Source organism: Actinomadura opuntiae (assembly GCF_030283205.1).
Taxonomy (GTDB): domain Bacteria; phylum Actinomycetota; class Actinomycetes; order Streptosporangiales; family Streptosporangiaceae; genus Spirillospora.
Map to the genome: position 1 here is coordinate 83,264 of NZ_JASNWF010000015.1, position 24,774 is coordinate 108,037.

33 protein-coding genes are annotated in these 24,774 nt (G+C 70.8%); 6 read left to right on the forward strand and 27 right to left on the reverse strand.

The genetic code is table 11. From position 1 onward, the window contains the following. Window positions 1-100: 100 nt before the first annotated feature. From QP089_RS30050 to QP089_RS30060, 3 genes are read left to right on the forward strand one after another with little or no spacing between them, the layout of a single operon-like run. A complete protein-coding gene (locus tag QP089_RS30050; protein WP_285916010.1) occupies window positions 101-1,375 on the forward strand; it encodes a PQQ-dependent sugar dehydrogenase in 1,275 nt (424 codons plus the stop codon). Window positions 1,376-1,411: 36 nt separating this feature from the next. Further along, window positions 1,412-1,696, forward strand: coding sequence for a dehydroquinate synthase/iron-containing alcohol dehydrogenase family protein (locus tag QP089_RS30055; RefSeq protein ID WP_285916012.1), 285 nt, complete (start codon window positions 1,412-1,414; stop codon window positions 1,694-1,696). Then, complete coding sequence (locus tag QP089_RS30060; RefSeq protein ID WP_285916013.1) at window positions 1,693-1,902, forward strand: 3-dehydroquinate synthase family protein; 210 nt, start codon at window positions 1,693-1,695, stop codon at window positions 1,900-1,902. Before QP089_RS30055 ends, QP089_RS30060 begins: the two co-directional genes overlap by 4 nt. 39 nt (window positions 1,903-1,941) lie before the next feature. Here QP089_RS30060 and QP089_RS30065 read toward each other — a convergent pair whose 3' ends face one another. The 13 genes from QP089_RS30065 to QP089_RS30120 form a co-directional block, all read right to left on the reverse strand. Beyond that, the gene (locus QP089_RS30065; RefSeq protein WP_285916015.1) at window positions 1,942-2,337 is read right to left on the reverse strand and encodes a UbiA prenyltransferase family protein; all 396 of its coding nucleotides are present in this window, start codon (window positions 2,335-2,337) and stop codon (window positions 1,942-1,944) included. A 105-nt stretch (window positions 2,338-2,442) separates the two neighbouring features. Next, window positions 2,443-3,183: a multicopper oxidase domain-containing protein gene (locus QP089_RS48885; protein ID WP_353070637.1), complete on the reverse strand. Its 741-nt coding sequence runs from the start codon at window positions 3,181-3,183 to the stop codon at window positions 2,443-2,445. Then, window positions 3,180-3,998 carry an IclR family transcriptional regulator gene (locus QP089_RS30070; protein ID WP_285916017.1) on the reverse strand — a complete coding sequence of 273 codons (819 nt, stop codon included), beginning with the start codon at window positions 3,996-3,998 and terminating at the stop codon, window positions 3,180-3,182. Before QP089_RS30070 ends, QP089_RS48885 begins: the two co-directional genes overlap by 4 nt. Next, window positions 3,995-4,270 (reverse strand): NifU family protein, encoded by a 276-nt coding sequence (locus tag QP089_RS30075; protein ID WP_285916019.1) that lies wholly within the window; start codon window positions 4,268-4,270, stop codon window positions 3,995-3,997. The genes QP089_RS30070 and QP089_RS30075 overlap by 4 nt, the downstream gene beginning before the upstream one ends. Beyond that, window positions 4,257-5,270: an amidohydrolase family protein gene (locus QP089_RS30080; protein WP_285916021.1), complete on the reverse strand. Its 1,014-nt coding sequence runs from the start codon at window positions 5,268-5,270 to the stop codon at window positions 4,257-4,259. The genes QP089_RS30075 and QP089_RS30080 overlap by 14 nt, the downstream gene beginning before the upstream one ends. Next, a complete protein-coding gene (locus tag QP089_RS30085) occupies window positions 5,260-6,195 on the reverse strand; it encodes a quinone oxidoreductase family protein (protein ID WP_285916023.1) in 936 nt (311 codons plus the stop codon). Before QP089_RS30085 ends, QP089_RS30080 begins: the two co-directional genes overlap by 11 nt. 5 nt (window positions 6,196-6,200) lie before the next feature. After that, complete coding sequence (locus QP089_RS30090) at window positions 6,201-6,662, reverse strand: ester cyclase (RefSeq protein WP_285916025.1); 462 nt, start codon at window positions 6,660-6,662, stop codon at window positions 6,201-6,203. Further along, window positions 6,659-7,606, reverse strand: a complete 948-nt coding sequence (locus QP089_RS30095) for an LLM class flavin-dependent oxidoreductase (RefSeq protein ID WP_285916027.1) — start codon at window positions 7,604-7,606, stop codon at window positions 6,659-6,661. The genes QP089_RS30090 and QP089_RS30095 overlap by 4 nt, the downstream gene beginning before the upstream one ends. Window positions 7,607-7,618: 12 nt before the next feature. Beyond that, window positions 7,619-8,539, reverse strand: a complete 921-nt coding sequence (locus QP089_RS30100) for a 2-hydroxyacid dehydrogenase (protein WP_285916029.1) — start codon at window positions 8,537-8,539, stop codon at window positions 7,619-7,621. 4 nt (window positions 8,540-8,543) lie between these two features. Then, entirely contained in the window at window positions 8,544-9,671 is a 1,128-nt protein-coding gene (locus QP089_RS30105) for an LLM class flavin-dependent oxidoreductase (protein WP_285916030.1), read from the reverse strand. After that, complete coding sequence (locus QP089_RS30110; RefSeq protein ID WP_285916032.1) at window positions 9,668-11,017, reverse strand: LLM class flavin-dependent oxidoreductase; 1,350 nt, start codon at window positions 11,015-11,017, stop codon at window positions 9,668-9,670. Before QP089_RS30110 ends, QP089_RS30105 begins: the two co-directional genes overlap by 4 nt. Further along, window positions 11,010-11,828, reverse strand: coding sequence for an alpha/beta fold hydrolase (locus tag QP089_RS30115; protein WP_285916034.1), 819 nt, complete (start codon window positions 11,826-11,828; stop codon window positions 11,010-11,012). The genes QP089_RS30110 and QP089_RS30115 overlap by 8 nt, the downstream gene beginning before the upstream one ends. Further along, window positions 11,825-12,673 (reverse strand): alpha/beta fold hydrolase, encoded by an 849-nt coding sequence (locus tag QP089_RS30120; protein WP_285916036.1) that lies wholly within the window; start codon window positions 12,671-12,673, stop codon window positions 11,825-11,827. Before QP089_RS30120 ends, QP089_RS30115 begins: the two co-directional genes overlap by 4 nt. 109 nt (window positions 12,674-12,782) lie before the next feature. On the opposite strand from QP089_RS30120, the gene QP089_RS30125 reads away from it, so the two are divergent. From QP089_RS30125 to QP089_RS30130, 3 genes are all read left to right on the forward strand, one after another. After that, complete coding sequence (locus tag QP089_RS30125; RefSeq protein WP_285916038.1) at window positions 12,783-13,379, forward strand: flavin reductase family protein; 597 nt, start codon at window positions 12,783-12,785, stop codon at window positions 13,377-13,379. Between the two features lie 251 nt (window positions 13,380-13,630). Further along, complete coding sequence (locus QP089_RS48890; protein ID WP_353070638.1) at window positions 13,631-13,891, forward strand: AAA family ATPase; 261 nt, start codon at window positions 13,631-13,633, stop codon at window positions 13,889-13,891. Window positions 13,892-14,009: 118 nt separating this feature from the next. Next, entirely contained in the window at window positions 14,010-14,387 is a 378-nt protein-coding gene (locus tag QP089_RS30130; protein ID WP_285916311.1) for an STAS domain-containing protein, read from the forward strand. Between the two features lie 125 nt (window positions 14,388-14,512). Here QP089_RS30130 and QP089_RS30135 read toward each other — a convergent pair whose 3' ends face one another. From QP089_RS30135 to QP089_RS30200, 14 genes are all read right to left on the reverse strand, one after another. Then, a complete protein-coding gene (locus QP089_RS30135; RefSeq protein ID WP_285916040.1) occupies window positions 14,513-15,121 on the reverse strand; it encodes a hypothetical protein in 609 nt (202 codons plus the stop codon). Window positions 15,122-15,166: 45 nt separating this feature from the next. Then, window positions 15,167-15,652, reverse strand: a complete 486-nt coding sequence (locus QP089_RS30140) for an RICIN domain-containing protein (protein ID WP_285916042.1) — start codon at window positions 15,650-15,652, stop codon at window positions 15,167-15,169. Window positions 15,653-16,017: 365 nt separating this feature from the next. After that, window positions 16,018-18,087 (reverse strand): serine/threonine-protein kinase, encoded by a 2,070-nt coding sequence (locus QP089_RS30145; RefSeq protein ID WP_285916044.1) that lies wholly within the window; start codon window positions 18,085-18,087, stop codon window positions 16,018-16,020. A gap of 218 nt (window positions 18,088-18,305) precedes the next feature. Further along, window positions 18,306-18,881, reverse strand: a complete 576-nt coding sequence (locus QP089_RS30150; protein ID WP_285916045.1) for a DUF3558 family protein — start codon at window positions 18,879-18,881, stop codon at window positions 18,306-18,308. Window positions 18,882-19,274: 393 nt separating this feature from the next. After that, window positions 19,275-19,763, reverse strand: a complete 489-nt coding sequence (locus tag QP089_RS30155; protein ID WP_285916047.1) for a cupredoxin domain-containing protein — start codon at window positions 19,761-19,763, stop codon at window positions 19,275-19,277. A 29-nt stretch (window positions 19,764-19,792) separates the two neighbouring features. Continuing rightward, a complete protein-coding gene (locus QP089_RS30160) occupies window positions 19,793-20,635 on the reverse strand; it encodes a ferritin-like domain-containing protein (RefSeq protein WP_285916048.1) in 843 nt (280 codons plus the stop codon). Continuing rightward, window positions 20,632-21,423: a ferritin-like domain-containing protein gene (locus QP089_RS30165; RefSeq protein WP_285916050.1), complete on the reverse strand. Its 792-nt coding sequence runs from the start codon at window positions 21,421-21,423 to the stop codon at window positions 20,632-20,634. Before QP089_RS30165 ends, QP089_RS30160 begins: the two co-directional genes overlap by 4 nt. Before the next feature lie 270 nt (window positions 21,424-21,693). After that, window positions 21,694-22,251: an Asp23/Gls24 family envelope stress response protein gene (locus QP089_RS30170; RefSeq protein WP_285916052.1), complete on the reverse strand. Its 558-nt coding sequence runs from the start codon at window positions 22,249-22,251 to the stop codon at window positions 21,694-21,696. Between the two features lie 6 nt (window positions 22,252-22,257). Continuing rightward, window positions 22,258-22,989, reverse strand: a complete 732-nt coding sequence (locus QP089_RS30175; protein ID WP_285916053.1) for a DUF6286 domain-containing protein — start codon at window positions 22,987-22,989, stop codon at window positions 22,258-22,260. Then, window positions 22,986-23,441 carry an Asp23/Gls24 family envelope stress response protein gene (locus QP089_RS30180; protein WP_285916054.1) on the reverse strand — a complete coding sequence of 152 codons (456 nt, stop codon included), beginning with the start codon at window positions 23,439-23,441 and terminating at the stop codon, window positions 22,986-22,988. The genes QP089_RS30175 and QP089_RS30180 overlap by 4 nt, the downstream gene beginning before the upstream one ends. After that, window positions 23,438-23,629, reverse strand: a complete 192-nt coding sequence (locus tag QP089_RS30185; RefSeq protein WP_285916056.1) for a hypothetical protein — start codon at window positions 23,627-23,629, stop codon at window positions 23,438-23,440. The genes QP089_RS30180 and QP089_RS30185 overlap by 4 nt, the downstream gene beginning before the upstream one ends. A 37-nt stretch (window positions 23,630-23,666) precedes the next feature. Next, window positions 23,667-23,915, reverse strand: coding sequence for a hypothetical protein (locus QP089_RS30190; protein ID WP_285916058.1), 249 nt, complete (start codon window positions 23,913-23,915; stop codon window positions 23,667-23,669). 4 nt (window positions 23,916-23,919) lie between these two features. After that, window positions 23,920-24,213, reverse strand: coding sequence for a hypothetical protein (locus QP089_RS30195; protein ID WP_285916060.1), 294 nt, complete (start codon window positions 24,211-24,213; stop codon window positions 23,920-23,922). Then, complete coding sequence (locus QP089_RS30200) at window positions 24,210-24,743, reverse strand: Asp23/Gls24 family envelope stress response protein (protein WP_285916062.1); 534 nt, start codon at window positions 24,741-24,743, stop codon at window positions 24,210-24,212. Before QP089_RS30200 ends, QP089_RS30195 begins: the two co-directional genes overlap by 4 nt. Window positions 24,744-24,774: the final 31 nt, after the last annotated feature.

The following is a 24,774-nucleotide window of genomic DNA, read 5'->3' on the forward strand; positions in this document are numbered from 1 at the left end:
CGCCGGCAGGGGCGGCCCGAACCCTCCACCCCCTCATCTGGCTCTCCGACAGCACTTTCCGGCCCGGATCCACCGAGCTTCTCGTCCTTAGGGAGCACATATGGCGATCGACGCAACCGAGTCGCGTACCGGACGCCCGGACGCGTTCCTCTTCGAACGGTTCGCGGATGACTTCCACTTCCCCACCAGCCTCACCTTCGACGAGCACGGGCGCTGCTACGTCGCCGAATCGGGACTGCCCTTCGCGGGGGCGCCGCCCGGCGGCCGCATCTGGCGGATCGACGGCCACAACCGCGCCCTGCTCGCCGACGGATTGCGCCCGCCGGTGAACGGGCTCACCTACCATCGCGGCGCGCTCTTCATCTCCGAGGGCGGCCACCCCGGCCGGATCTTGCGGCTCGGTCCGGACGGCGGTAAGCCCGAAACAGTGGTCGACGGCCTTCCCGGCGGTGGGAACTACCAGACCAACATGGTCGCCTTCGGCCCGGACGGCAAGATGTACTTCAGCCAAGGCGCCCTGACCAACACCGGTATCGTCGGGCTGGACGCACTCGATCTGGGATGGCTGAAGAAGCTGCCGCATGAGCTCGACATCCCAGGGCTCGATATCGAGTTGCGCCACGTCACCGTCGAGACGGACGACCCCTTCACCAAGGGAGCACGCCTTTCCACGGGACCGTTCGCGCCGTTCGGTACCGCTCACGCGGCGGGAACACGCATTGCCGCGCGGTCGCCGTGCACGTCGGCGGTGATGCGCTGCGACCCGGACGGCACAGGGCTGGAGCTGGTGGCGTGGGGGCTGCGTAATGCGTTCGGGCTGCTGTTCCTGCCCGACGGGCGCCTGCTGGCCACCGACCAGGGAGCCGACGACCGCGGCAGCAGGCCCGTCGGACAGGCTCCCGAGTTCCTCTACCAGGTTCGTAAGGGCGCCTGGTACGGCTGGCCCGACTTCATCGGCGGCATTCCCATCAGCGATCCGCGCTTCGCCCCCCAGAACGGTGAGCTGCAGCAGTTCATCCTGGCCAATCACCATGAGATGCCGCCCCCCGAGCCGCCGCTGCTGAGTTTCGAGCCGCACGCGGCAGCCGTCAAGATGGACCTCGTCCCGGACGGCCGGATCGTGGTGGCCCTTTTCGGGGACGAGATCCCGATGACCGCCCCGTCCGGCCCGCGAGCCGGCCGGGCATTGGCCATCGTGGATCCGGATGGCTGGAGCGCGGTCACCGTCTCTGTCCCGCAGATCAGAAGGCCGATCGACGTGCGGTTCGGGCCGGACGATCACCTGTACGTTCTCGACTTCGGGCATTTCGAACCGGGGAAGGGAAGCCTGGACGCCGCTGCCGGAAGCGGCGGCGTGTGGAGGATGCCATGGTGAACGCCGCCCGGGGAGAAGCTCCGGGTCGGCTCTACAGTGCCGTACGACTACACCGTCCACTTCACCGCGGACGCCCTGGCCTCGGGGAACCACCTTCTCGCCGAGGCCGTCGCGGAAGGCGGCGCCGCGCGGGTGCTTCCGGTGCTGGTCGTCCTACCAGGCGGCGGGCAGGTCAAAGACGGGATGCGGTACGTCAACGCCGTGCATGCGGCCATCGCGCAGTGCCGCCTCGACCGGCATTCTCTTGTGCCCATCGGCGGTGGTGCGGTGCTGGACGCAGTGGGCTTCGCCGCTGCGACCCGCACCGTGGTGGCCGGTTGATCCGGCTGCCGACCACGGTGCTGGCGCAGAACAATGCCGGTGTGGGTGTCAAGAACCAGCAGATCGCGGGCGGCGGCGATCCTTCCGAGAGCGGATCAGGCCGGCTGGATTTCGGGCATTGGACGGCGTACACGTTCGAGCGCTTGTCGCGGCACCGGCTGCGGCACGGTGAGGCGGTCGCGCTGGGCGTCGCGCACCTCGGGTGAGGCCTGCCGACTCGCTGCGAGCAGCACGTCGAGGGCACGTCAGGCCGCCGTCCCCTTCGCCACGAGGTCATGAGTCCAGATCGCTCCGGCGAGCGATGCGGCCCTGCCGGCCGTCAGGCGACCTCCTGCCGCCGCGGCCAGGCCGATTCCGACAGTGGTAAGCGCGCACGCGGCGCCGAGGTCCTGCGTGCGGCTGATCGACCCGCCGGATATGGGACGTTCCGGGCGCTCCATGGAGTCCAGCGCCGCGTCCGCCCAGTACAGCGCCGCAGATACCGGGGGCAGCAGCCTTCTGCCGAGCAGCAGATCACCTGCGGCGACGCCAGCCACAATGTCCGCGAGGACGGTCAGCAGGAGCGCGGGTTTCCACAGGTCCGTTCGCGCAGTTCGGCATGTCGCACCCGGCAGGGGCGCGAAAAGCGGCACGGCTGCCATGCACGTTGGTGGTGATGCGCTGCCGACTGAACGGCATCGGCCTCGAGCTGATGGCATGGGGGATGCGCAATGCGTTCGGGCTGAGCAGCGTCGTTCTCCTTCTCGTCAGTGGCCCAGGTGGGCGGTGTGCGGCTGCGCGTGCGGCGTGTCCGACGTGTCCGGCTGTGGGCCGTATCCGAGCGTCGCCATCATGCCGAGCTCGGAGTGGCGAAGGTTGTGGCGGTGCAACATCCACACTCCGGGGTGGTCGGCGTCAAGGTCCACGTTGATCGTTTCGTTCCGCCAGATGACCGGATGCCAGATCTGTGTGGCATCCGTGAAGGCCAGCCGGCCCTGCCGCCCTTGGTCGACCCGTACGCACAGCGATCCGGTCGGGGTGCCGCCGGGCGAGGTGCTGATCGACCGCTTCGGGGGTCTTGCCGTTGACGAGGTGGTAGGGGCAGGGCACGTTGCCGGCGAGCCCGCCGAGCGCGTTGCTGTACCTGGGCGGGGTGTTGAGCGCCCGGCGTGCCGCTTGGCCGCGGATCGCCGGGTCCGGGAATCGCGTCGGCGAAACGCTATGTCGACAGGGACCGGCCGCCGATGTCGACGCTTCCGAGAGATGGTTCGAGGGATTGAAAGGTGTCGGCGGCCAGCGCGGACGGTGCCGTCAGCCCGCGTAAGGCGAGGCCGGCGGCGCCGGTGAGGCCGATCGCGGCTCCGCTCTGCAGGAGCCTGCGGCGGGTGAGGGCGGGGCGGCCTGGCGTGGGACCTCCAGGCGGGCGGGGACCGACGCCCGGAGCGTGCGGGTTCGTGGGAGGTTGTGGAGCCTGGGCGTTCTGGCGAGCGGACCCAGCTGCTGATCACGGGCTCTCCTGGTCCAGTTCGTACTCGATGAAGGTCTCGGAGATGCGCCCGGCCGTGGTGAGAACGGCGGGGACGAGCCTGGCGAGCTGGGTCCGCGACGTCGGCGCGGCCACAGAGATGGCCCCGGCCACCCGTCCGCGCGCCGCGCGGACGGGTGCGGCGACCGACAGGAAGCCGACGCGCGCCTCCTCGCTCTCCACGGCGTATCCGGCGCTGCGGATGCGCTCGAGTTCCATTCTCAGCAGCCTCGGTGCGATCACGGTGTGGCCGGTCAGGCGGCGCAGCGGCCGGGCGAGCAGTTCCTCCACGACGCGGGAGGGCGCATGGGCAAGCAGGACCTTGCCGGTGGCCGTGCAGTGCAGTGGCATACGGCCGCCGGTGCGCGACGGGCGGGTGACGCTTCTGTGCCCGCCGAGCTTCTCGACGTAGAGAACATCACCGCCGTCGCGGACCGCGCAGTGCACCGTCTCCTGTGTGCTCTGGGCGAGCTCTTCCAGGAAGGGCAGGGCGATGTCGCGCAGGATCCGCTGGCGCGGCGCGAGCAGACCGAGCTCGAACAGCCGCAGGCCGACCCGGTAGCCGACTCCCGCGCGCTCGAGGGCGCCCCAGGCGACGAGTTCCTGGCTGAGCCGGTACACGGTCGCCTTGCGCAGCCCGGTCCGGCGGACGAGTTCGGCGAGCGAGAGTCCCTCGTCGTCCGGGCGGAAGGCCTCCAGGATGAGGCGGACCTTCGACAGGACGGTGTCGGTCTCCCCCTGAACGGTGTCTCCCTGGCCGGGGTCGATGGGGGTGAGTGCGGCAGCGGCAGTGATCATCGTGGGCCTCCCTCGCCTCCGGTGAACTGCTGGAGTCTGGCGCGCGCGACGGGGTCGACGCGGGTGCCGGGGGCGTCGACGCCGCGCACGCCTGGCACCGCGAGCAGCACGGGCGCGACGAGCCCCTCGTGGCAGGCGGGACGGCCGGGGCATCCGGCGCACATCCCGGTGTACCGGACGGTGGGCACGGTCCCGTCCGCGACGAGTTCGAGTCCGCCGCCGTGCCCGCGTAGCGTGCGCGACAGGGCCTGGACCGCGTCAGGAACGTTCATCGCCGGCCCCGCTGCAGGAATGAGGGACGTCCACACCGAAGAGCCGGGCGGCGTTCAGCCCCAGGATCTTGCGTTTGTCATCCTTGGTGATCTGCGGGTAGCCGTACCCTTCCCGCAGGTCATCGGGGATCTCCAGGGCCATGAACGCCTCCAGGTAGGGGCGCGGCGGGCCGGCGAGCGCGGCCTCCGATCCCCACAGCAGGCGGTCGGCACCGACGGTGGCGAGCAGTTCGCCGACCTGCCGCTGGATCAGCCGGGGCCGGACGGGGGTGAAGTTCACGGTCGCCGACAGGGCGAGATGGATGTTGGGGAACCGGGCGGCGATGTTGACGCACTCGTCGAAGTACGGCATCGCCAGGTGATGGATGACGAAGGTCAGATCGGGGAAGTCGCGGGCGGCGCGCTGCAGGTCGCCGGGATGCAGCTGTTCGAGGTTCTCGGTGCCGAACGGGTTGCCCTTGTGGAATTGCAGGACGTCGATACCGAGGTCGCGGGCGCGTTCGTAGAGCGGATAGGCGAGCTTCTCGTCGTCGCATCGCCAGCCGCGGTCCACGTGCCCGTTGTAGAACTTCAGCGACACGGCGCCACGGTCGATGACCTGCCAGTCGAGGTGTTCCAGCGCCGATTCCACACCGCGGAAGCCCGGGTCGACGCCGCCGCAGAACAGGGCCCGGTCAGGGTAGGCGCGGGCGAACTCCGCTTGGAGATCGACGGGCGCCCACCAGTCGTCGTACCAGTCGAAGACGGGGACGACCTGCGCCATCGCGATGTCGGTGGGTTCGGTGCCGGGCGGGTCGCCGAAGACCATCCGCCCCATCGTCTCGGCGGACAGCCTGCGGTCGAAGCTCTCCGGATCGCCGTGCAGGGGCCGCAGCGCCTCGCCCAGTCCGAGGGACATGCTCCTGACATGCCTCGCCCAGGGTGCGCCGGCGAGCAGGTTCGCCTCGCTCATGTCGTGCAGGTGCACGACGAGGTCGAAGACGAAGACGTCATCGATCACCGGCCACCTCCAGGACCACGCGGCCGTGCGCGCGACCCGCGCCGAGCGCTTCCCAGGCGAGGGAGGCGGCGGCGAGCGCGTGCCGCTCGGTCCGCAGGGTCAGCTCTCCCGCCGACAGCCGGACGAGCAGCTCGTCGGCGAGCGCGAATGCCTGCGGCGCCCGCCGGATCATGTTGAGGAACCGAAGGTCGACGTCGTGGGCGCAGCGGGACGGCAGGTCCAGTTCGACGCGGGCGCCCGCCGTGTACCCGACGATGACGGCGACGCCGCCGGGGCGCACCGCGTCCAGCCGTCCGGTGAGGCCCGGGCCGCCGACCGTCTCGATCAGCACGTCGTAGGGGCCGGAGTCGACGGCCCCGACGAGCGTCCGGACACCGCCGGGCACCAGGGCCGCCCGTTCCGCCCGGGAGACCAGTGCGGTTACGTCCGCGCCCGCCTGCACGGCGATCTGCGCGGCGAGCGAACCGACCGCCCCGGCGGCACCGGTCACCAGGACGCGCTGCCCCTCCTTCACCGCGGCCAGGTCGTGCACCGAGATCCACGCCGAGGTCGCCGGGGAGAAGAAGCAGGACGCCAGGACCGGGTCGGCGCCCTCCGGCGCGAGATGCACCGCCTCGTCGGGCACGGCGGCGTACTCGGCGGCGACGCCGTCCCGGGCCACGCCGAGCCCGCCGCCGCGCAGCCACACCAGCGCGCCGCGCGGGAACCGGCCGGACTCCTCGACCCAGCCGGCACCGTCACCGCAGGGGGTGTAGGGCAGCGGCGGGTGGTGCGGGAACGTCCCGGACGCGACGCTGCGGTCGAGGTGGCCCAGCGCCGCCGCGGCGACCCGCACCAGCGTCGTCCCGTCACCGGCCTCGGGAACGGTGAGGTCCGAGGCGAGCGCCGGCGGCCTGCCGAACTCGGTGATCCGCAGCCCGTGCATCGCATTCACTCCCCTGCGCCCAGCTGCTCGGCGACGGCGGCGTGGTCGTAGTAGACCGTCTCGTTGATCATGGTGTCGCTGCGGAACCGGAACACGATGACGCCCTCGATGTCCATCACCCGTCCCTTGGACGGGATACCGGCCCAGTCGGCGTGCTGGGTTCCGCGGGTGCGGCCCTCGATGATGACCGCGTTCGCGGCGTGGTGGACGAGCTCGGGGATGAGTTGCAGGTCGGGAAAGGCGCCGAGGAGATCGGTCAGCAGTTCCCGGACCTGGTCGTCGCCCGCGTGGGCGCGCCGCAGCGGCATGATCCGGTAGTGCGCGCCGTCCGGCATGGTGGCCAGGCAGGCGTCCAGGTCGCCGGCCATCTCGGTGGTGAGGTGCTCGATGACGACCGCCTCCCGCCGGGCGCGCAGGCCGGCGTCCGGCAGGGGGTGATCGGCACCGGGAAGCTCGACCGCCGTCATGTGTGCCGTCCCTTCATGCTGGGGCCGCTCTCGAAGAGCGAGAAGTCGGGGGCCGGCTCGCCGCGCTCGACGAAGGGCAGGTCGTCGACGACGCCGGCGAGCCATTCGAGCTCGGCGGGATCGTCCAGCAGCGGGAAGAACAGCACCTCGTCGGCGCCCTGCGCGCGGTAGGCGCGGAACGCGGCCTCGATGCCGTCGCGGCCGCGCGCGATACCGGAGATGACGTGCTCGGGCGGGCCGCCGTTCTTCAGGTAGGAGTCCAGCCGGGCATCGGCGAGGTCGCCGGGCTTCTCGCTGGAGGCATACCACATGCTCGCCACCAGGCGCGGCCGGCCGGGCTTGCCGGCGCCCTCCCACGCCTTCGCCGCGGCGAACGCCTCGAACGCGAACACCTCCGGCTTGAGGCCACCGCTGACCAGCCCGTCGCCGTGCTCGACCAGCCGGCGCAGCGCCGGGTCGGACGCCCCGCCGATCAGCAGCTCGATCTCGCCGAGCTCGGGCCCGACGGTGTTCTCCTCGCCCTTGAGGTCGCGAATCTCCGCCAGGGCCCGCAGCTGCTCGTCCATGATCCGGCCGCGTCGCTCCCACGCGATATCAGCGGCGGCGTAGTCGTTGACGCGGTTCCCGATGGCGACACCGAGCGAGAGCCGGCCGGGGGCCAGCGCGGCGAGCGTGGCGACCTGCTTGGCGAACAGCGGTGTCGGCCGCAGCGGTCCGAGGAACGCCGCCGACATCAGCCGGACGCGGCGGGTCATGGCGGCGGCCGCCGCCATCGTCATCATGATCTCGTGGTTGACGTAGACGTAGCGGTCGGCGACGCCGAGCGAGGAGAACGGCCCGTCCTCGATTTCCCGGATCCAGGTGCGCAGGGTGTCCCCGGTACAGCCCGGCACCCCGTTGGGCAGCAGGACGCCGATCCGGTTGGTCTCCGCTTCGTGCGGCATGCGTTCTCCCGATCAGTAACCGTGGCGGCGGACGTTGACGAGCGGCTCCCCGTGGGCGTAGCGGCGCAACTGGTCGCCGGCGAGCCGGTAGGCGCGGTCGCGCCAATGCGCGGACGACCCCGCGACGTGCGGGGTCACCAGCACGCCGGGCGCGGAGAACAGCGGATGGCCGGGCGGGAGCGGCTCGGGGTCGGTGGTGTCGAGAGCGGCACGCACCCTGCCCTCTCGGAGCGCGTCCAGCAGCGCCGGGGTCTGGACGAGGGTGCCGCGCGCGGCGTTGACCAGCAGCGCGCCCGGCCGCATCCGCGCGAGGAACGCCGCGTCCACCATGCCTCTGGTCTCGTCGGTCGCGGGCGCGAGCAGGACGACGACGTCGGCGTCCGGCAGCAGGCCGGGCAGGTCCTCAGGGCCATGGACGCCGTCGCGCGGATGGCGTGCGATCCCGGTCACCCGCGTCCCGAACGGTGCCAGCCGCCACTGCAGCGCCTGTCCGATCGAGCCGTGGCCCACGATGAGGACGTGCTGCTCCGACAGGTCCCGTGCACCTTCGGCGCCGGAGAACGCGGTGTTGCCGGAGGTGTCCCACTTCCCGGCGATCTGCCGCTCCACATAGCGCGGCAGGTCCTTGTTCATCGCGAGGATCGCTCCGACGATCCATTCCGCGACGGGACCATCGTGCACGCCGCTGGCATTGCACAGCGTCACCCCGTCCGGCAGCTTCGGGACGCGGTCGATGCCCGCACTGAGAGCCTGCACGACCTTCAGCGCGGTCAGCCTGGGCAGGATCTCCTCGAAGCGGTCGCGCGCCGGCGGGTCCAGGACGCAGAACTCGACGCCCTCGGGGAGGGTGTCCCCGAACACCGCCAGCTCCACGCCGTCCGGCAGCGGCCCCATCGCCTCGATCCGCGCATCGGCCGGAACCAGAGCGATCACGCGCTCACCCCTCCCTCAGCCCGGCCTCGACGAGCCGGGGACGCAGTTCCCGGGCGTACTGATCGATCCCGGCCTGGTAATCCAGCCACGACAGCGCCAGCCCGTCGAGTCCCGCGTCGGCGAGTTCGCTCATCTGCCGGACGACCGAGTCGGGTGTTCCGACCAGTGGCAACGCGAAGAATCCGGCGATCGCGGACGCGGCCATTCCCTCGGCGTCGAAGTCGGCGCTGCCCGAGTTCGGGATGAGCAGGCGGATCGCGTTCGCGGCGGCGTCATGGTCACCGACCTCGTCGACCATGCGCCCGTACTCGCGGCGCGCGGCGTCCTCGGTGGCCGCGCACACGATGTGGGCGCCGGCGAACACCATCAGCTTGCGGTCGTGGCGCTCCTGAACGTCCGCTTTCAAGCCGGGGACGATGCGGGCGGCGGCCGCTGCGTCGGGGACCATCGCGAACGTCAGGTCGGCGTGCTTGGCCGCGAAGTCCCGGCCGGCGGGGCTGAACCCGGCGTTCATCACGACCGGACGGCCGCGCTGCACGGGTTTCGGCTCCGACAGCACGCTGCGGGCCTTGAAGAAGCGGCCGTCGAAGTCGAACTCCTCTTCCGCCGCCCAGATCCGGCCGAGGAAGCTCATCCATTCGTCCGCGACCGCGTAACGGTCGTCGTGCTCGCGCTGCTCCAACCCGAACATGCGGAACTCGTCCTCGTTCCAACCGGCGACCACGTTCACCGCGAACCGTCCGCCCGCGATGTGGTCGACCGTGGCGATCTGCTTGGCGGCGCTCACCGGATGCACGACCGGGATGTGGAACGTGGCGAAGACCTGGATCCGCTCGGTGACCGCCGCGATCCCCGCCGCCCAGCTGAACGACTCGAACGAGCGGTGCGCGTCGCGGCGCGCCGGGTCGGCCATGCCGCGCCAGCGCGCGACCGGGATCAGGGCCTCGAAACCGGCCGCCTCGGCGGCCCGCGCGATCTCGACGCTCTCGGGCCATGTGGCGCGGGGCGCCTCGGGCGCGAAGGTGAGGTTCGCGCCGCCCGCCATGTTCGCCGAGAACACCGCCAGCTTCAGCCGGTTCGGGCTGCCGAGCAGCGGCCCGGCCGACCGGTCGGTGACGGCGCCGGCGCTCACGGCCGCCTCGCGGGCGGGCTGGTGTCGGCGCCGGCGGCGACCTCCGGGATGTGCCCGACCGGCGTCGGCAGGTCGCGTCCGTCGGCGAGCCGGACGACGGGGGACAGTTTCGGCGCCCCGTGCAGCGCCGCCATCTCGGCGTTGGTCTCCGGCGCCGGACGGGCCGCGCGCAGATGGTCGGGCCTGCCGTCGGGCTCGCGGAAGTGCGGGACGACCTCCTCGGCCATGATCTGGAGGTTCTTCATCACCATCCAGTGCGGCATCGAGCCGAGCGGGCCGCCCGCGCTGATCGCCATCCCGAGGCCGTACTCCTCGATCATCTGCTCGTACTTCTCGATGACGGTCTGCGGGGAGCCGACGACGATGTACCCCTGGTCGATCAGCTCGTCGTAGGACATTTCCCAGAAGTCCTTGACGCCGGCGGCCTGCCGTCCCTTGATCGTGCGGAGGATCGAGTCGGCGGTGTTGTAGCCGGGCGGCATGAGGTGGTGCATCGGGATCTTCAGACCGGTGCGGAAGAACCACATCACGTGCGGCATGAACTCGCGGCGCGCCTGCTCGTCGGTCTCGGCGACGTAGGTGGGGATGACGCGTCCGAGCTGCGCCGGGTCGGGCTCGTACCCGTACTTGTCGCGACAGATCTCCCGGAACAGCGCGAACGACTTCTTGGTCACCCAGTTCGACGTGGTCGTCTGCATGTAGGAGAACCGCCGCTTGGCGACCTCGTCGATGGTGTCGGTCGACCCGGTCCCGGGCATCCACACCGGCGGATGCGGGTCCTGCAGCGGGCGCGGCCACGGGTTGACGTGCTCGATGTCGTAGTGCTCGCCCTGCCAGGCGAACGGCCCCGGCTCCGTCCACGCCTTGACGATGAGGTCGTGCGCCTCCCAGAACCGGGCCTTGGACGTCGTCGGGTTCATGCCCGACGAGTGGTACTCCGCACCCATCCCGCGCACGTGCCCGGAAATGATCCGGCCGCCCGACACGATGTCGAGCATCGCGATCTCCTCGGCGACCCGCAGCGGGTTCTGGTGCAGCGGCAGCGCGTTGCCGATCACGCCGATCCGGATCCGGCTGGTGCGCGCGGCGAGGTAGGCGGCCCACACGTTCGGCGCGTTGATGGTGCCGAACGCGTTCTGGTGGTGCTCGTTGACGATGATGCCGTCGAACCCGAGCCGTTCGCAGGCGACGAGCTGCTCGAGGTTGTCGGTGTAGAGCCGGTGCGCGACCTGCGGCTCGAAGTAGGTGTTCGGCAGCGTCACCCACGTCGATTCCAGGTCCTCGCCCGGCGGGATGAACGGGTAGGGCATCAGGTGGAAGACGTGGAACTGCAGGCGGTTAGCCATGAGAGACCCCCGAGACGAACGTGGTGATGAGCGCGGCCGTCTCGTCCGGCCGCTGGATCGGAAAGGCGTGACCGCCAGGGACGTTCTTCACGCCGGTGCCGAGCAGTTCGGCCCAGCGGGCCGGATGCTCGGCCGGGACGATCCGGTCGTCCTCACCGGCGACGACCAGTGCGGGCAGGCCGAGCGGGGGTAGCCGATGCTCCAGCTTCAGGTCGTAGCGGAAGTCCCAGATGAGCCGGGCCGCCGCCCCCATGTCGCCGTACCGCGCCGCGAACCCCTCGGCACCGCCCTGCGTCGGCGTCCCCGGCCCGGGCACGACGCCCTCGACGGGGTCGCCGTTGAAGTACATGTCGTCGTAGTCGGCCGGGTTCATGATGAACACGTCCGCGATCGGTCGGCCCGGAACGCGCAACCCGAACGGCGCGAGCAGCGACAGGCTCCGGACCCGGTGCGGGTTGAACACCGCGAAATCGGCCGCGAGCCACCCGCCGAGCCCGTATCCGGCGACGTGCACGCCGTCGAGTCCGAGGGCGTCCAGCAGACTCCGGTACAGCAGGACGACGTCGTCCCGCCCGGTGACCCAGGAGGGGCAGGGCGTGTCACCGAAGCCCGGCGCCTCGGGCGCGATCAGGTCGGCGCGTTCCGCCATGGCCGCGTGCAACGGGCTCCAGCAGCGGGTGAGCCAGTGCCCGTGGAAGAACAGCACGGGCTCGCCCGAACCGTCCCGGCGGTAGGCGATCTCCGCGCCGTCCACCTCGATGCGGTCGGGCCCGGTGCGCCAGCGCACCCCGGCCTCCAGAACGTCGCTCACAGTGTCTCCTTGTCCAGAAAGGCCAGGACCGCCGTGTTCCAGGCGGTGGCCGCCTCCAGCTGCGGGCAGTGGCCGCAGCCGGGGAAGATCTCCAGTCGTGCTTCCGGGATGGCGCGCGCGACCTCCTCGGCGAACCCGGCCGGCTTGAGCCGGTCGCGGTCCCCCGCCGTCACGAGCGTCGGCACCCGCACCCGCGCGTAGTCGAACGGGTCGCCGAGCGGCGGCGGGACGGCACCGGGCGCGCGCAGGCCGAGCGAGGCGAACGCCTCGTAGGAGCCGGGCGCCAGCGCCGCCTCCATCCGCGCGGCGACCATCTCCTCGTCCTGCGCCCACGCCGAGTCGGCGAAGGCCAGCCGAATCTGGTCGCGCATCGATTCGACCGTCCCGTCGAAGGCCATGAGCGCCTCGCGCGCCACCCCGCCGACGGGTGGACCGCCCGCGCTGACGAGCACCATCCGGCGCACGTCCAGCAGCGGGGCCTCGGACGTCTGGTCGCGCAGCAGGTGGGAGCCGCCCATCGACAGTCCCACCACGTCGGCCTCGCCGACGCCGAGGTCCTCCAGCAGCCGCGCCAGATGGGCGAGCATCCGCCCGGCGCGGTCCGCGAAGTCGACGATCTTCGCGGTGCCGCCGAAGCCGAGCCAGTCGGGAGCGATCACCCGGTGCCCGGCCGCGGCCAGTTCCGGGAGGGCCGCCGGCCAGGCGGTCCGGGCACACTCGCCCCAGGCCCCGCCGTGCAGCAGCACCACCGGCCGCCCCTCGCCCGCCTCCAGCAGGTGGGTGCGCACACCGTCCACATCGAGCGTCCGAGACCTGATCCCGCTCACCGACCCCTCTTCGTTCACGTGACGGTCGTAACGACGATAACCAAGCACCGAGTGACGGGGAAGCCCCGGTCCGGTGAGCGATACCAGGCAATTTCCGAAGTCCAGGCCATGCGGTTCCATGACGATCGTGACTGAACAACTGGATGCGGCGAGGTTCCGCAGGGTGCTCGGCTGCTACCCGACCGGCGTGGTCGTGGTGGCGGCGATGGTGGGCGGCGAGCCGGAGGGCCTGGCGGTGAACTCCTTCACGTCGGTCTCCCTCGACCCGCCGCTGATCGCGTTCTGCGCGGCGGCCACGTCCTCGACCTGGCCCCGGCTGCGCCGCGCGGACGGTTTCGCGATCACGCTGCTCGGCGCCGCGCAGCAGGACGCGTGTCGGACCTTCGCCAGCAAGGGCGCCGACCGCTTTTCGGCCGTCTCCTGGTCGATGTCGCCCGGCGGCCACCCCCTACTGGACGGCGCGCTCGCCTGGCTCGACGTCGTCCCGCACTCGATGCAGCAGGCCGGCGACCACGAACTGGTCCTGGCCCGAGTGACCGGCCTGGACGCGGCGACCGACGACCACCCGCTCGTCTTCTTCCGCGGCGCCTTCACCGCCCTGTCCCGACCGGAGACCGCCGCGCCGTCGCCCGGCCCGGACGTCTCCGCCGCGCCCCACGGGCTGGACGCCGAATCCCCCTTCTTCGACGTCCTCGCGGCGAAACTCGACGCCACCGCACCTTGAGCCGGTTCCAGAACCGGGAACCCGCCGTTCGGTGACCTCGACGGGGTGCTGGTCCAGCGGCTTCGTGTTCTTGGTCTGGTCCGACACGATCGCGGTCGCACGTTGCCACAGCACCGCGTACAGGCATTCGTCCAGTGACCGCACGAAGCGGGACGGCGCATCGTCGCAGGGCTGTCAAGACGCGCGCCCCGCCTGCGTCCTCCTTGTTCCCCGTCCCGGTTGGTAGGGTGCCCTGTCAGTAGCGTGTCGGGATGCTCACCACGCTCGCGGTAGAGAATTACCGCTCGCTGCGGCAACTGGTGCTGCCGCTCACCCAGCTGAACAGGGTGACCGGGGCGAACGGAACCGGGAAGTCCAGCCTGTACCGGGCCCTCAGGGTGCTGGCCAATGCTTCCGGGAACGGGGTTGTAGCAGCGGTCGCCCGTGACGTGGCGGACTGCCGGCCACGCTCTGGGCCAGCCCCGAAAAGACGGGGCTGGCGCGCCGGCCTGTGCGGGGCGGGGCGCATTTGAAGCCGGTCGCGCTGCGACTTGGGTTCGCAATAAACGGGTGAGACGCCGCCGGTCCTTGGGCGTAGCCTGGCGTTGACAGGGCGTGTTCTGGCGACCGTGGAGTGTGGGCGAGGTGACCATGACACCGGACGGCTCGTTGCCCGGGCTGAAGTTAATCGTGGATGCCAAGCCGGCTGGGCCGTGGGTGGTGGTCGAGCTGGGCGGGGAACTGGATGTGGCCACCGCTCCGGCGGTGATAGACCAGGTCAGCAGGCTGCTGACGATGGTTAGCCCGCCGCGGATCGCGCTGGATCTGACGCAGGTGACCTTCTGCGATTCCTCAGGGCTCAACGCCTTCGTCCGGCTGTGGAAGCGTGCCGCGGCCGCCGGCGGGGAGCTGGTGCTGCTGCGTCCCCGCCTGCGAGTGGCCGAACTGCTGACCCGGACCAGGGTGGACGGTCATGTGCGCGTCTGCGAAGAACTCCCGAATGTCTCAGAGACCGAGCCGGGCCCGTGAGCCGATCCAGGCGGCCAACCTGCCGGGCGGTATCGCTTCGCCGCCGAGGGGCCTGGTAACCGCGGACCTTCGGGAGGGTCTGTGTTCCACCACCGGTCGGTGGTGGAACACAGACCCTCCGTGTCTCAGCCGTGTTTGAGATGCAGGACGCGGCCTTGACGGGTACCGAGCCAGATCCGGTGGTCGTCGTCGGTGCCGTACAGACGGGGGTTCGTGTAGACCGTCTGGGATGGTCGGTCGGGGTTGACGGTGACGGTGGCGTCTTCCAGCAGCCAGTCCGGCTCGTCTCCGTCCGGTTCCAGGCGCAGGTAGGCCGGGAAGTCCTCCAGGTCTCCATGGGTGAGCTGCGGGCGGCGTGGATCGTTGACGTCGGCGTCCTGGACGTCGGCGTCTTCACCGAGGTTGAAGAAGGTGGTGGCGCCGCGCTGGAAGTCGCCTGCGTCACCGTCCGGCGGGTCGCTGTGCTGGAGCCGGAATTCGCGGCCGGCCAGGCCCAGGTAGAGCCGGGAGCGGGTGTCGGCGTTGGGGGCGTCCACGGTCCGCAATGCCACCCGGATGCGATCGATCGGCTCGTCGCGGTCGGCGGCGAGCGGCCGTCCGCTCGTATCCGGCGCGCCCTTCGCGGCGCCGGTGCTGCCGGCGGCTTCTTCGCCGGTGCTGGTCGCCGTTGCCGCGGCGGTGTCGCTGCCGGCTCTCGCGGGCTTGCGGGAGGGCAGTTTGACGATGCTCGTCAAGCGAGGTTCCTCCTTCGGCGTTGGAATGGCGCCGGTGTCCGGGGATCAGGAGTCGGGAGCGTCGGCGATGATCCACGCCTGGGAGAGGGTCGGCTCGCCGGCCCACATCCTGATCGGCTTCACGTACTGGTTGTTGGCCTGGTAGTTGCCCTCGATCCCCAGTGCGTAATCGGGATAGAGCTGCGGGATGATCGCGAAGTCGCTGCTGCCGAGCACCGACCTCAGGTGCCACCGCTGGCGCGGGGCGACGGACTTGCTGCGCTCCTGCAGTACCGGGTGGGCGCCGGCGGTGGTTCCGGCGGTCAGGCAGTAGCGGTGAACACCGCTCTCGATCCGGTAGATGTCACCGCCTTCAGGGGCGAAGTACCAGCGGTGGCCCGCCTTGTCACCCGTCGGCAGCGGGTCCTCGTTCCAGGTCTGCACATCGTCGTTGAGGTAGTCGTACCAGTTGTCCATGAACAGGTACGTCCCCGTGACCTCGTGAACTGCGATCTTGACGCCGTCGGAGACCTCGTGGGGGATGGTCGGCATGGGGCTTCTCCCTGGAGTTGCGCGAGTGTCCGATGCGACGCGGGACGCCGCCGTCAGATCATCACCCTCCGCTGACCGCCAGTAACGAGACCAGCCACTCGACCTATGTATCCAGCCGCACCAGGAAAGTAACTCTCTGCAACTTGATGCTGGTGAGGTACACGAACCGGCGCCGCCGGGCGCCCTGCTGAGCGGCGCGGGCGAGGTCGCGTCCGGCCCTCCAGCGCGGTCTGGGCGGAGCGGAGCACCGCGACTCGCCTACTCGTGATCGTCGAGGGGTTAGGGGAACCCGAGCGCGGGCGCCGTCCGCTGGCCGTGCGAGCCGGGCCTGGCCGTCTGGTCGCACATGGTACGGCCACTTCTCTTCAGCGGGGTTCCGGCCCGCCGCTGGGGTGCTCCCGCTCGGCTTCGGCGGCACGCCGATACCAGCGCTCCGCTTTCCTGCGCTGACCGGACCTTTCCAGCAATGAGCCGAGGCTGGCCATCGCGCCGATGTGACCTGCTTCCGCTGCGCGCAGGTACCAGCGTTCGGCTTCCCGCGGCTCGGTGTTCTCCAGTAGCACTCCCAGGTTGTTCATGGCGTCCGCGTCGCCGGCCTCAGCGGCGGCCCGAAGCCAGTCGGCGGCTTCGTCGGTCCTGCCAGACTCCGCTAGTAGGCGCCCAAGGTTGGCCATGGCACTCGACCGGCCATCTTCCTCCGAATCCTCGGCCTCGGCCGCGTGCCGGTACCAGCGCATGGCCTCCTGCGGGTCGGTCTCTTCCACCAGGACGCCCAGGTTGTTCATGGCTGATGTGCTGCCGGCGCTGATGGCTCGGCGATACCACTGCTCGGCTTCTTCGCGTCGGCCCGAATGCCGGAGTAGAAGCCCCAGGCTGTTCATGGCGTCTGGATCACCGGCTTCACCGCCGCGGCGGTACCAGTGTTCGGCCTCCTGAGGTCGGGTTTCCTCCAGCGCGAGGCCTAGGTTGTACATCGCCTTGGTCGAACCCGCCTCGGCGGCGCGCCGGTACCAGAGGGCGGCTTCCTCGCCGTGTCCGCAGTCCTCCAATAGGCCGCCGAGATTGGTCATGGCCTGTACGTCGCCCGCGTCGGCTGCCCGGCGATACCAATGCACGGCTTCCTGCGGCTTGTTCTCGTGCAGGACGAGGGCGAGGTTGAACATCGCGCCGACGTGGCCGGCCTCGGCGGCACGCCGATACCATCGCAGGCCTTCTTTCCCATGCCCGGAGCTTCGGAGGAGCACTCCCAGATTGCTCATTGCGGCTGGGTGGCCGGCATTGGCGGCACGGCGGTACCATTGCTCCGCCTCGCGCGGGTCCGCCTCCTCGACTATGACTCCCAAATTGTACATCGCGTCGAGGTCACCGGCACTGGCTGCGGCTCGGCACCAGTACGCCGCCTCCTGTGGATTTTTTCTCTGGAGTATGATACCCAGGTTGTACATCGCCGCGATGTCGCCGGCATTGGCGGCACGGCGGTACATATATTCTTCTTCCGGGGAGGTGGCGCTCTCGGTAATCCTTCTCGGATTGTCCGTCCCCTTCGGCGAGACATACGAGTATTGCGCTTGGCCCATGCCCATCGCCGGAAGGGGCGCCGAGCGAGCCGGGGACCGCAGAAGATCGAGAAGGGTTGCCGCGTCGGCCGGCCGGTCCGCCGCGTTCTTCGCCAACAAGGCCATGGTCAGGGCGTTGAGGTGCTCGGGGATGTCGGCCCGGTGCACCAGGGGTGGATCAGGGGGCTGGTTGATGTGGGCGTGCAGGATTGCGGCGACCTGTGCGGCCGCACTCGTCCAACGCCTTCCCGTCAGCAGCTCGTAAAGCACGCAGCCCAGTGCGTACAGGTCCGTCCGCTGGTCGACGAACTCGTTCTGGACCTGCTCGGGCGCCATGTAGTGCGGCGTGCCGGTGATCCCGGTAGAGGTGATCCGCGTGGCGCCCGAAAGGTGGGCTATGCCGAAATCGCAGACCTTCACTTCGCCGTCATCGCACAGGAAGAGGTTGGCGGGTTTGATGTCCCGATGCACCACGCCGGCTTGATGTGCTCGCTGCAAAGCGGCGGCGATCTGCTCGACCAGGTCGGTTACCTGCTCAATCGGCAATCCTGTGGGGTGATCATTGATGACCTGGCGGAAATCATTCCCCCGGAGCAGTTCCATCACCAGGAACTGCATTTCCTCACGGCCTTCGCGGTGCTGACCGATGTCGAAGACGGTGGTGAGCCCTCGATGCTGCAGCGAGGCCGTGACCTCGGCTTCTCGCCGGAATCGGACCAGCGCGCTCTCGTTGCCCTGAGCCAGGTCCGGCAGGAGGACTTTCACCGCGACAGGGCGGCGTAGTTGAAGGTCGACGCCGCGCCAGACTTCCCCCATCCCGCCCCGGCCGAGCAGCTCCTCTAACCGGTACCGTCCCGCCAGCGCAACCCCGCTTTGCAAGGACTGCCCACCTCCGCCCCCTGCCGATGACGACGTCTATCGCATTGCAGCAGGACTGCGTCCAACTGTCCAGATCAACGGAATGTCACGTGGTCGGCTCAACGCCGCTGGAGACGGGCGGTGCCGATCCTCAAGTTGACACACCCCTGGTAGGAGATCGTGCAGCTGGCGGGACCGCCACATCGGTCCGACGCACGCCACTTGCCCTGCGGCGAGGCTCATTCGACGTGGGTCAGGGCGGCGGCGGCGACCGAGGCTCCGGCTTGGCAGGCCCCTTCTTGCGGGGCGCCGAGTTCGGGAATGGTCGTGGTCCCGACCGGGTGTTCGGGGTCGTTGACCGCGACGAAGATGAAGCAGATGTGCTGGAATTCGGACTGGACGGCGGTGTGGTGCCCGACGGGCACCTGCGAGACGCGCCCGTGCTTGGTCATCGTCTTGGCATACGACAGCGGGACGTCCAGATCGAGCGTGACGTTCTGACCGGCGAGTTTCCACAGGCAAGACTTCCCACTCCGGCCCGATTCCTCTTTGCCCTGGCCGGCGGCGCCGAGTGCTGCCAGGTCGCGCGCATCGAGCGAAAGACACGGCTGCTGCTTGAGCTGATCGAGGGGGTACCTGCGCAGTTGCGGCCCGGAGGGCGATACCGGCGGAGAGGACGACGGCGTCGATGACGATGCCCGCGGTGAGTTGTGCCCGTCCGAGCATCCGGCACCGAACATGCTGACGGCGAGAACGACGTAGCCGGCGATGACCAGGGCAGACCGAGACCGTCGGAGAGGATCAAACGGCATCATGCCCGCACCGTAATGAGTGGCGGCTGGGAGGGGTCCCGAGGAGGGTGCACAAACGCCTCGGTCGCGTTGCTGTGGTGGCGCCAGCCGCGACGTAGGCTCAGCCCCGCGGGTAGGGCGATTGAGCCCTCCGGTGACCTTGCCGCTGGCGAGCGGCCGAGGTGCACCAGCCAATGCGGCCTGCCCCGATGGCGAGGCTGAAACACTGCTGCGGCGGCTCCGCGCCTTGGCCGAGGACGACAGATCGGCAAGCTGGTCGGCCTCTCCCAGTTGCACGTGTGCCGGCTCCTCAACGACAGCCTCAAGCAGTTGCGCACCGCATGGCTCACCGAATAATCAGCCGACCCGCGAGGAGGCCGACGACCGACTGCTCCGATCTCGGGGGCTCGGTGCCCGTCATCTGACGATCAGCGTCGCCTGCATGAACGGGTGGATGGCGCAGATGTAGGGGTAGCGGCCGGGCTCGGCCGGTGCGGTGAAAGTGGCAGCTTTGCCGGGTGCGATGTGGCCGGTGTCGAACTTGCCCGTGTCGGTCACGGTGTGGGCCGTGCTGTCGTTGTTCACCACGGTCACCTTGGTGCCGCGCCCGACCGTGAGCGACGACGGCGCGAACGTGAAGTTCTTGATCGTGATGGCGATGGCGCTCGACGCATCTTGGCCACTGGAGCCCTTGGACACCGGGGACTGCGACGATGCGCCACAGCCGGTGACCGTGGCGGTCGCGCAACAGACCACCGCCGTGATGACCGCGCGTGCTGAGCGCACGCCCATGCAGCCGATGCCGCCGGGTTCACTGCCCCGCCCCCTCGTCGGCGCCCTGCGCTGACCGCGGTGACGCCCGCTCGGGCAGGGCCCGAAGTACTCCTTCGGGTCCTGCCCGAGCATGCCCCGGTGGTGGTTCGGGCGGTGGCGCATCAGGCGGTGAGTTGGCTGGGTTTGGCGGCCTTGCCGGTGCCGATGAAGTCGTCGGGTACCGGGTACTGGCCGAGGATGAAGCGCAGGATCGCCGAGTGCATCGCTTCGACGGGCGCGATCGTCGCGGCCATCGCGATGCCGGTCTTGGAGGTGACGCCGGTCATCGCCGTCAGGTAGGTCTGGGCGGCCTGATCCTCCAGTTGCAGGGCCAGCTTGGCGACTGCGGTCACGTCGGTGACCTTGCCGAGCGCGTCGGTCACCGTCTTCTGATCCTTGAGCGGCGTGCCGGTGACGGGCTTCTTGCCGGCCTTCTGCAGGACGCTGTTCCAGGCTTTGGCGTGATCGGCATGCTGGCCCATGGCCGTCTTGACGAAGGTGGACACCGCGGGCGGCACCGTCCCGAGCTTGCCGGCCTGCGCGGCGTTGAGCGCCGCCTGGTAGGCGCCGACCGCCTGGTTCTCCAGAGCGGCGGCCAGCGCGACGACCTTGAAGTCCCCGGTGTACCCGCCGGCTGACGGGGACGCGGGGCCTGAGGTGCGGTCCGATGCCGTCTTGGCGTTCTTGTCACCACCGCCGCAGGCCGCCAGGCCGAAGGCGAGTGCGGTGCCGCCCGCCACGGTCAGGAACATCCGCCGCGCCACCGGCATCGCCGGTTCCCGTTCGACCAGCGGTTCCGGCCGCGCTGTCGGTTCCGGCCGCGGGGATTCGATGAGCTCGTCCGACAGGTCGCATGCTTGGGCCGTCATCTGCGCGAGCGTGTCGTTGTGCGCGGCGGCCAGGTCGCGGGTCATGGCGTTCAGCTGGGTTTCGGTGACGGGCAGGTGCCCGGGCTCGCGGGTCATTTCACCGCCCCTTCGCTGATCGGTGAGGCTTTGCTGGTCGGGTAGTAGGTGTCGGGGATGCCGACACTGCCGGCCGCCGCGGGCAGTTTCGCCGCGTCGGTGGGGATGGCGATCAGCTGGGAGGCGTTGCCGGCCAGCAGCGCCTGCACGGCCAGCAGCACCGACCGGTGCTGCGCCTCGACCGGCGCGATGCTGCCGAACAGCTGGCGCAGGTGGGCGTTGCTGACCTGGCTGACGTTCTTGGTGTAGGTCTGCGCGGCGACGTCTTCCAGGGTGATGGCCAGCTTCACCACGTCCGCGGGGGTCTTCAGCCCCGGCTCGGCCTTCTTGACCACGGCCGCGTACTTGGGGTCGGGCGCATTCTGCTGCTTGCCGCCCGCGTGCTTGGCCGCGCTGTTGAACGCCGCGGCGTGCGCCTTGTGCTGCTGGGTGGTCTTGGCGATGAACGCCACGATCGTCTTGTTGCCGTTCTTGATGAACGGCAGACCCGCCGCGGTGGTGTAGACCGCCACCGCCAGATTCTCGATCGAGGCGGCCGTCTGCAACGCCATCACATCGGCAGACGCCGCTGCGGCCTCGCCCGCCCCCCACAGCGTCCCGGCCCCCGCCAGCGCGCCCACGGCGCCGAACCGCGATCGCCGGCGCGCCTTCCGCGCGTTCCGTTCGCGGGCGTCCTCGGCGAACTGCCCCAACGCCTCCCGGGTGATGCGCACCGCATCACTGTCGAGGTCTTGTGACTGCTCGGTCAGCTCCGCCAACAGGCGGGCATCGACCTGGTCCCTGCTCACTCCACACCTCCACACGCCACCGTCAGCTACATACCGTAATCGATCGCGTGCAAACAGCGATGCAGCGGCCTTGGCCGGGCGATTCGAGCGTGAACGAGTGCCGCAGAGCCGGAGAGTCGCCTTGCTGTGCCCGATATGCGCACGGTCGGCGTCCAGATGCGGCCAGATGCCGTCTTCGCCTTCACCAGGTCGGTCGCGTTCAGCCGCGGTCGGCCTGATGTGTCGCCTCTGGGCGATACCGTGCGCGGGGCTCGCCCGGTCAGCGGCCGGTCAGCGGGCGGTGCGGAGCCGGACGATAGCGTGCAGGTCGCTGGTTTCCAGTGCCTGCGCTGCGTGTTCCAGCGCGTCCTTGACAGCGTGTTTGGCAGCGGCCGGGTCGGCGGAGGGTTCCAGTGTCACGGTGAGCCGCAGGCGGGGGTGCGCGGCGGTGCCGGACAGGACGGCGTCGGCCCGGCGGATGTCCAGGCCGCCGGACAGGTCGTCTTCCAGCGCCGCGGTGACGGCTCGTCCGGGCAGGGTGGTGGTGCCGCGTGTGGGGTCGAGCTCCAGGCGGACGTCGCGGACGGCGTTGGGGCGTGCTTGGACCGCGAGCCAGCGCAATGCGAGCAGCCCGACGGTCACGGTGGCGGCTGCGACGGCGGGCCAGAACCAGCTGTGGCCGTCGGCGAAGTCGCGGGCGGCGCGGTCGGTGACCGGTGCCCCGGATGCTCCGAGCAGCCCGGGGGCGGCACCGAGGCCGCGCGCGAGGGCGGCTGCGCCGGCGGCGGCGAGCGCGAGCCCGGTGAGGATCAGGCCGAGGCGGTTGCCCCGGGCGGTGCGGCGGTTCATGGCCGGTCAGTTCTCTCTGTGTCGGATGGTGACGCGGACTCTTGGAGGGCGCAGCGGTGCGAGTTCGCCGACACACTGCCCGACCGCTTCGCGCACCTGGCCGCCCAGGCCGCCGGCGTCGCGGAGCGGGCTGGTGGCGCGGACCCGGATCCGCCGTCGCCTGATCTTGATTTTGGTGGTGGCGACGCCGTCCACCGATGCGGCGGCATGGGCGATGCAGCGGCGCATTCCCCGGCGGGTGATGCCGAGCACCACGCGCGGGTCGCCGGTGGCCAGCGGGATGGTCCGGGAGCGGCCGGGCACGGCGCCGAGCAGGATCAGCAGCCCCCCGACGGCGACGGCGGCACCCGCGGCCGTCACCGCGAGCGAGTCGTCCCAGCGTGTGTCGCGGCCGAGCCGGGCCAGGTCCGACACGGGCAGCAGGTGCGGCGGGTGCCCGGCCAGCGCGCCGATCACCTCGGTGGCCGTCAGCAGCGCGGCCGCGGCCAGCGCGGCGGCGGTGAGCACGGCGGGCAGCCTGCGGCCGGTGCGGAACGCGCGCGCGGCGCGGCGGCGTGTCGGCCGATCGGCCAGGATGCCCGTCGCCCCAGGCCCCGTCGCCCTGGGCACGGCGCCGCCCGTGTCCGGGCCGAGACCGCCCTTGCTCAGCGCGGCACCGCCGACGCCGGTGCCGACGCCGGTGCCCGGGGCGGTGTCGCCGCTGCTCGGGTCCGTGTCGCCGATTTCCAGGATCCTCACAGCACCTGCCTCCCGTTCCGTTCGGGCCGGGTGAGCTGGGCGACGCGGATGTCGACCTGCCGCACCTGCAGGCCGGTCAGCGCGGCGACGCGTGCGGTGACGTGGTCGCGCAGCCTCCGAGTGACCTCTCGCACGGGCGCGGGATAGGCGACCGACACGGTCATCCGCAGGATCGCCAACCCGCCGTCCACCTGAGCGGCGACCTGCGGCGCGGCGCGTTCACCGGTGCGGCCGAGCGGGACGCCCAGCACCCGCCGGGCCGCGCCGCCCGCCGCTACGACTTCGGTCAGCGCATGTGCGGCGATCTTCTCCAGCACCCGGTCGGCGATCTCTGTGCGTCCGCGCTCCTCCGCAGGCGCCCGCGCCGCAACCGGCGTCGATACGGTCCGCGCTGACGCCTCCGGTGTCGCCGTGGGCGGGGTACCCGCAGCGGCCGGGACGGCCGGGCTCACGGCCGCCTCCGGCGGCCCAGCAGCTCGCCGAGATCGAGCTCGCCGGTCAGCGCGCGTCCGGCCAGGAAGCCGACCACCCCGAGGACCAGCACGATCACAAAGGCGCCGAATCCGCCGAACGCCCCGGCGAAGCCCAGCGCGGCGCCGAACGCCAGTCCGACGACCGGCCACGAGGTCATCTCACCCATATCGGTTCACCTCTTCCCTGCTTGTTGCGGCTCGCACTCACACGACCCGGCGCTCGGTACGGGCGTGCCGCTTCCACCAGCGCCGCACCTGCCACAGGCCGCCGCGCGAGCGGAACACGATGATCTGTCCGCCCGGCCGCGGCGGCCCTGGGCGCCGCTCGGTGTCGCGCCAGCGCCGCAGACCTTCGGTGAACGCCTGCCGATCGCCGCCGGCATCGGGATGATGGGCCCGCACCCAGGCGCGGAACGCCTGCCGCGAACCGCGCTCCGGCCGCCACTGGTCCACTCCTTCACCCCTCCGGCAAGTCGATGTCGTCGATCGCCACCTCGACGCGCCGGCCGGGCGCGGCCCCCTCGGCCGCCGCACGGACCCGTTCGGCGATCCCGGCGAGCGGCCGGCCGTACCGGACGATGACCGCGACCCGCACGCACGGGCCGTCCACGCTCACCCCGTGGACGACGCGTCCGGGCAGATAGGTCGCCTCCGGTCCCGTGGCCAGCCGCGCCACCTCCGGGCAGGCGACAACGGCGGCGGCGACCGCGTCGGCGAGCGACCCGAGATCGGGTGCGCCGGCCGGCGTCACTGGACCCGCGGCTCGGCCGGAGCGCCCGACTCCTCGCCGGGGATGTGGACGTCGCCGACGACGATGTTGACCTCGGTGACCTCCAGCCCGCACATCTGCTCGACCGAGGAGATCACGTTGCGGCGGATCCCCGCCGCGAGATGGGGAATGGACACGCCGTGCTCGACGATCACGTCCAGGTCGATGGCGGCCTGGCGCTCCCCCACCTCCACCGCGACGCCCTGGGTGACGTTCGGGCCGGCGACGCCGGGGATCCGGTCGCGGACCGCGCCCAGCGCCCGGGTCAGCCCGGCGCCCATCGCATAGACCCCCGGCACCTCCCGCGCCGCCAGCCCGGCGATCTTGGCGACCACCGCGTCGGCGATCGCCGTCTTCCCATGCTCGCTGACCAGCTCCGTGCGCGCACGGGTGGTCAGGTTCCCCGCAGTCGGCCCGGCGGTCCCCTGCCCGGTCGAGTGCCCGGTCGCGTGCCCGGTCGAATGCTCGGCTGCGCTGTGGTCCACCGTGGTCTCCTTCGCCGGTGTGGTCATGGTGCGCCCCCTCCGTGGACTTCCGTGGACC

Coding starts and splice junctions, on each gene's coding strand:
- QP089_RS30050 (WP_285916010.1), top strand. CDS start 101: ATGGCGATCGACGCAACCGAGTCGCGTACCGGACGCCCGGACGCGTTC.
- QP089_RS30065 (WP_285916015.1), bottom strand. CDS start 2,337: ATGGCAGCCGTGCCGCTTTTCGCGCCCCTGCCGGGTGCGACATGCCGA.
- QP089_RS30070 (WP_285916017.1), bottom strand. CDS start 3,998: ATGATCACTGCCGCTGCCGCACTCACCCCCATCGACCCCGGCCAGGGA.
- QP089_RS30075 (WP_285916019.1), bottom strand. CDS start 4,270: ATGAACGTTCCTGACGCGGTCCAGGCCCTGTCGCGCACGCTACGCGGG.
- QP089_RS30085 (WP_285916023.1), bottom strand. CDS start 6,195: ATGCACGGGCTGCGGATCACCGAGTTCGGCAGGCCGCCGGCGCTCGCC.
- QP089_RS30090 (WP_285916025.1), bottom strand. CDS start 6,662: ATGACGGCGGTCGAGCTTCCCGGTGCCGATCACCCCCTGCCGGACGCC.
- QP089_RS30095 (WP_285916027.1), bottom strand. CDS start 7,606: ATGCCGCACGAAGCGGAGACCAACCGGATCGGCGTCCTGCTGCCCAAC.
- QP089_RS30110 (WP_285916032.1), bottom strand. CDS start 11,017: ATGGCTAACCGCCTGCAGTTCCACGTCTTCCACCTGATGCCCTACCCG.
- QP089_RS48890 (WP_353070638.1), top strand. CDS start 13,631: ATGCTCACCACGCTCGCGGTAGAGAATTACCGCTCGCTGCGGCAACTG.
- QP089_RS30130 (WP_285916311.1), top strand. CDS start 14,010: ATGACACCGGACGGCTCGTTGCCCGGGCTGAAGTTAATCGTGGATGCC.
- QP089_RS30140 (WP_285916042.1), bottom strand. CDS start 15,652: ATGCCGACCATCCCCCACGAGGTCTCCGACGGCGTCAAGATCGCAGTT.
- QP089_RS30150 (WP_285916045.1), bottom strand. CDS start 18,881: ATGATGCCGTTTGATCCTCTCCGACGGTCTCGGTCTGCCCTGGTCATC.
- QP089_RS30155 (WP_285916047.1), bottom strand. CDS start 19,763: ATGCTCGGGCAGGACCCGAAGGAGTACTTCGGGCCCTGCCCGAGCGGG.
- QP089_RS30160 (WP_285916048.1), bottom strand. CDS start 20,635: ATGACCCGCGAGCCCGGGCACCTGCCCGTCACCGAAACCCAGCTGAAC.
- QP089_RS30170 (WP_285916052.1), bottom strand. CDS start 22,251: ATGAACCGCCGCACCGCCCGGGGCAACCGCCTCGGCCTGATCCTCACC.
- QP089_RS30185 (WP_285916056.1), bottom strand. CDS start 23,629: ATGGGTGAGATGACCTCGTGGCCGGTCGTCGGACTGGCGTTCGGCGCC.
- QP089_RS30200 (WP_285916062.1), bottom strand. CDS start 24,743: ATGACCACACCGGCGAAGGAGACCACGGTGGACCACAGCGCAGCCGAG.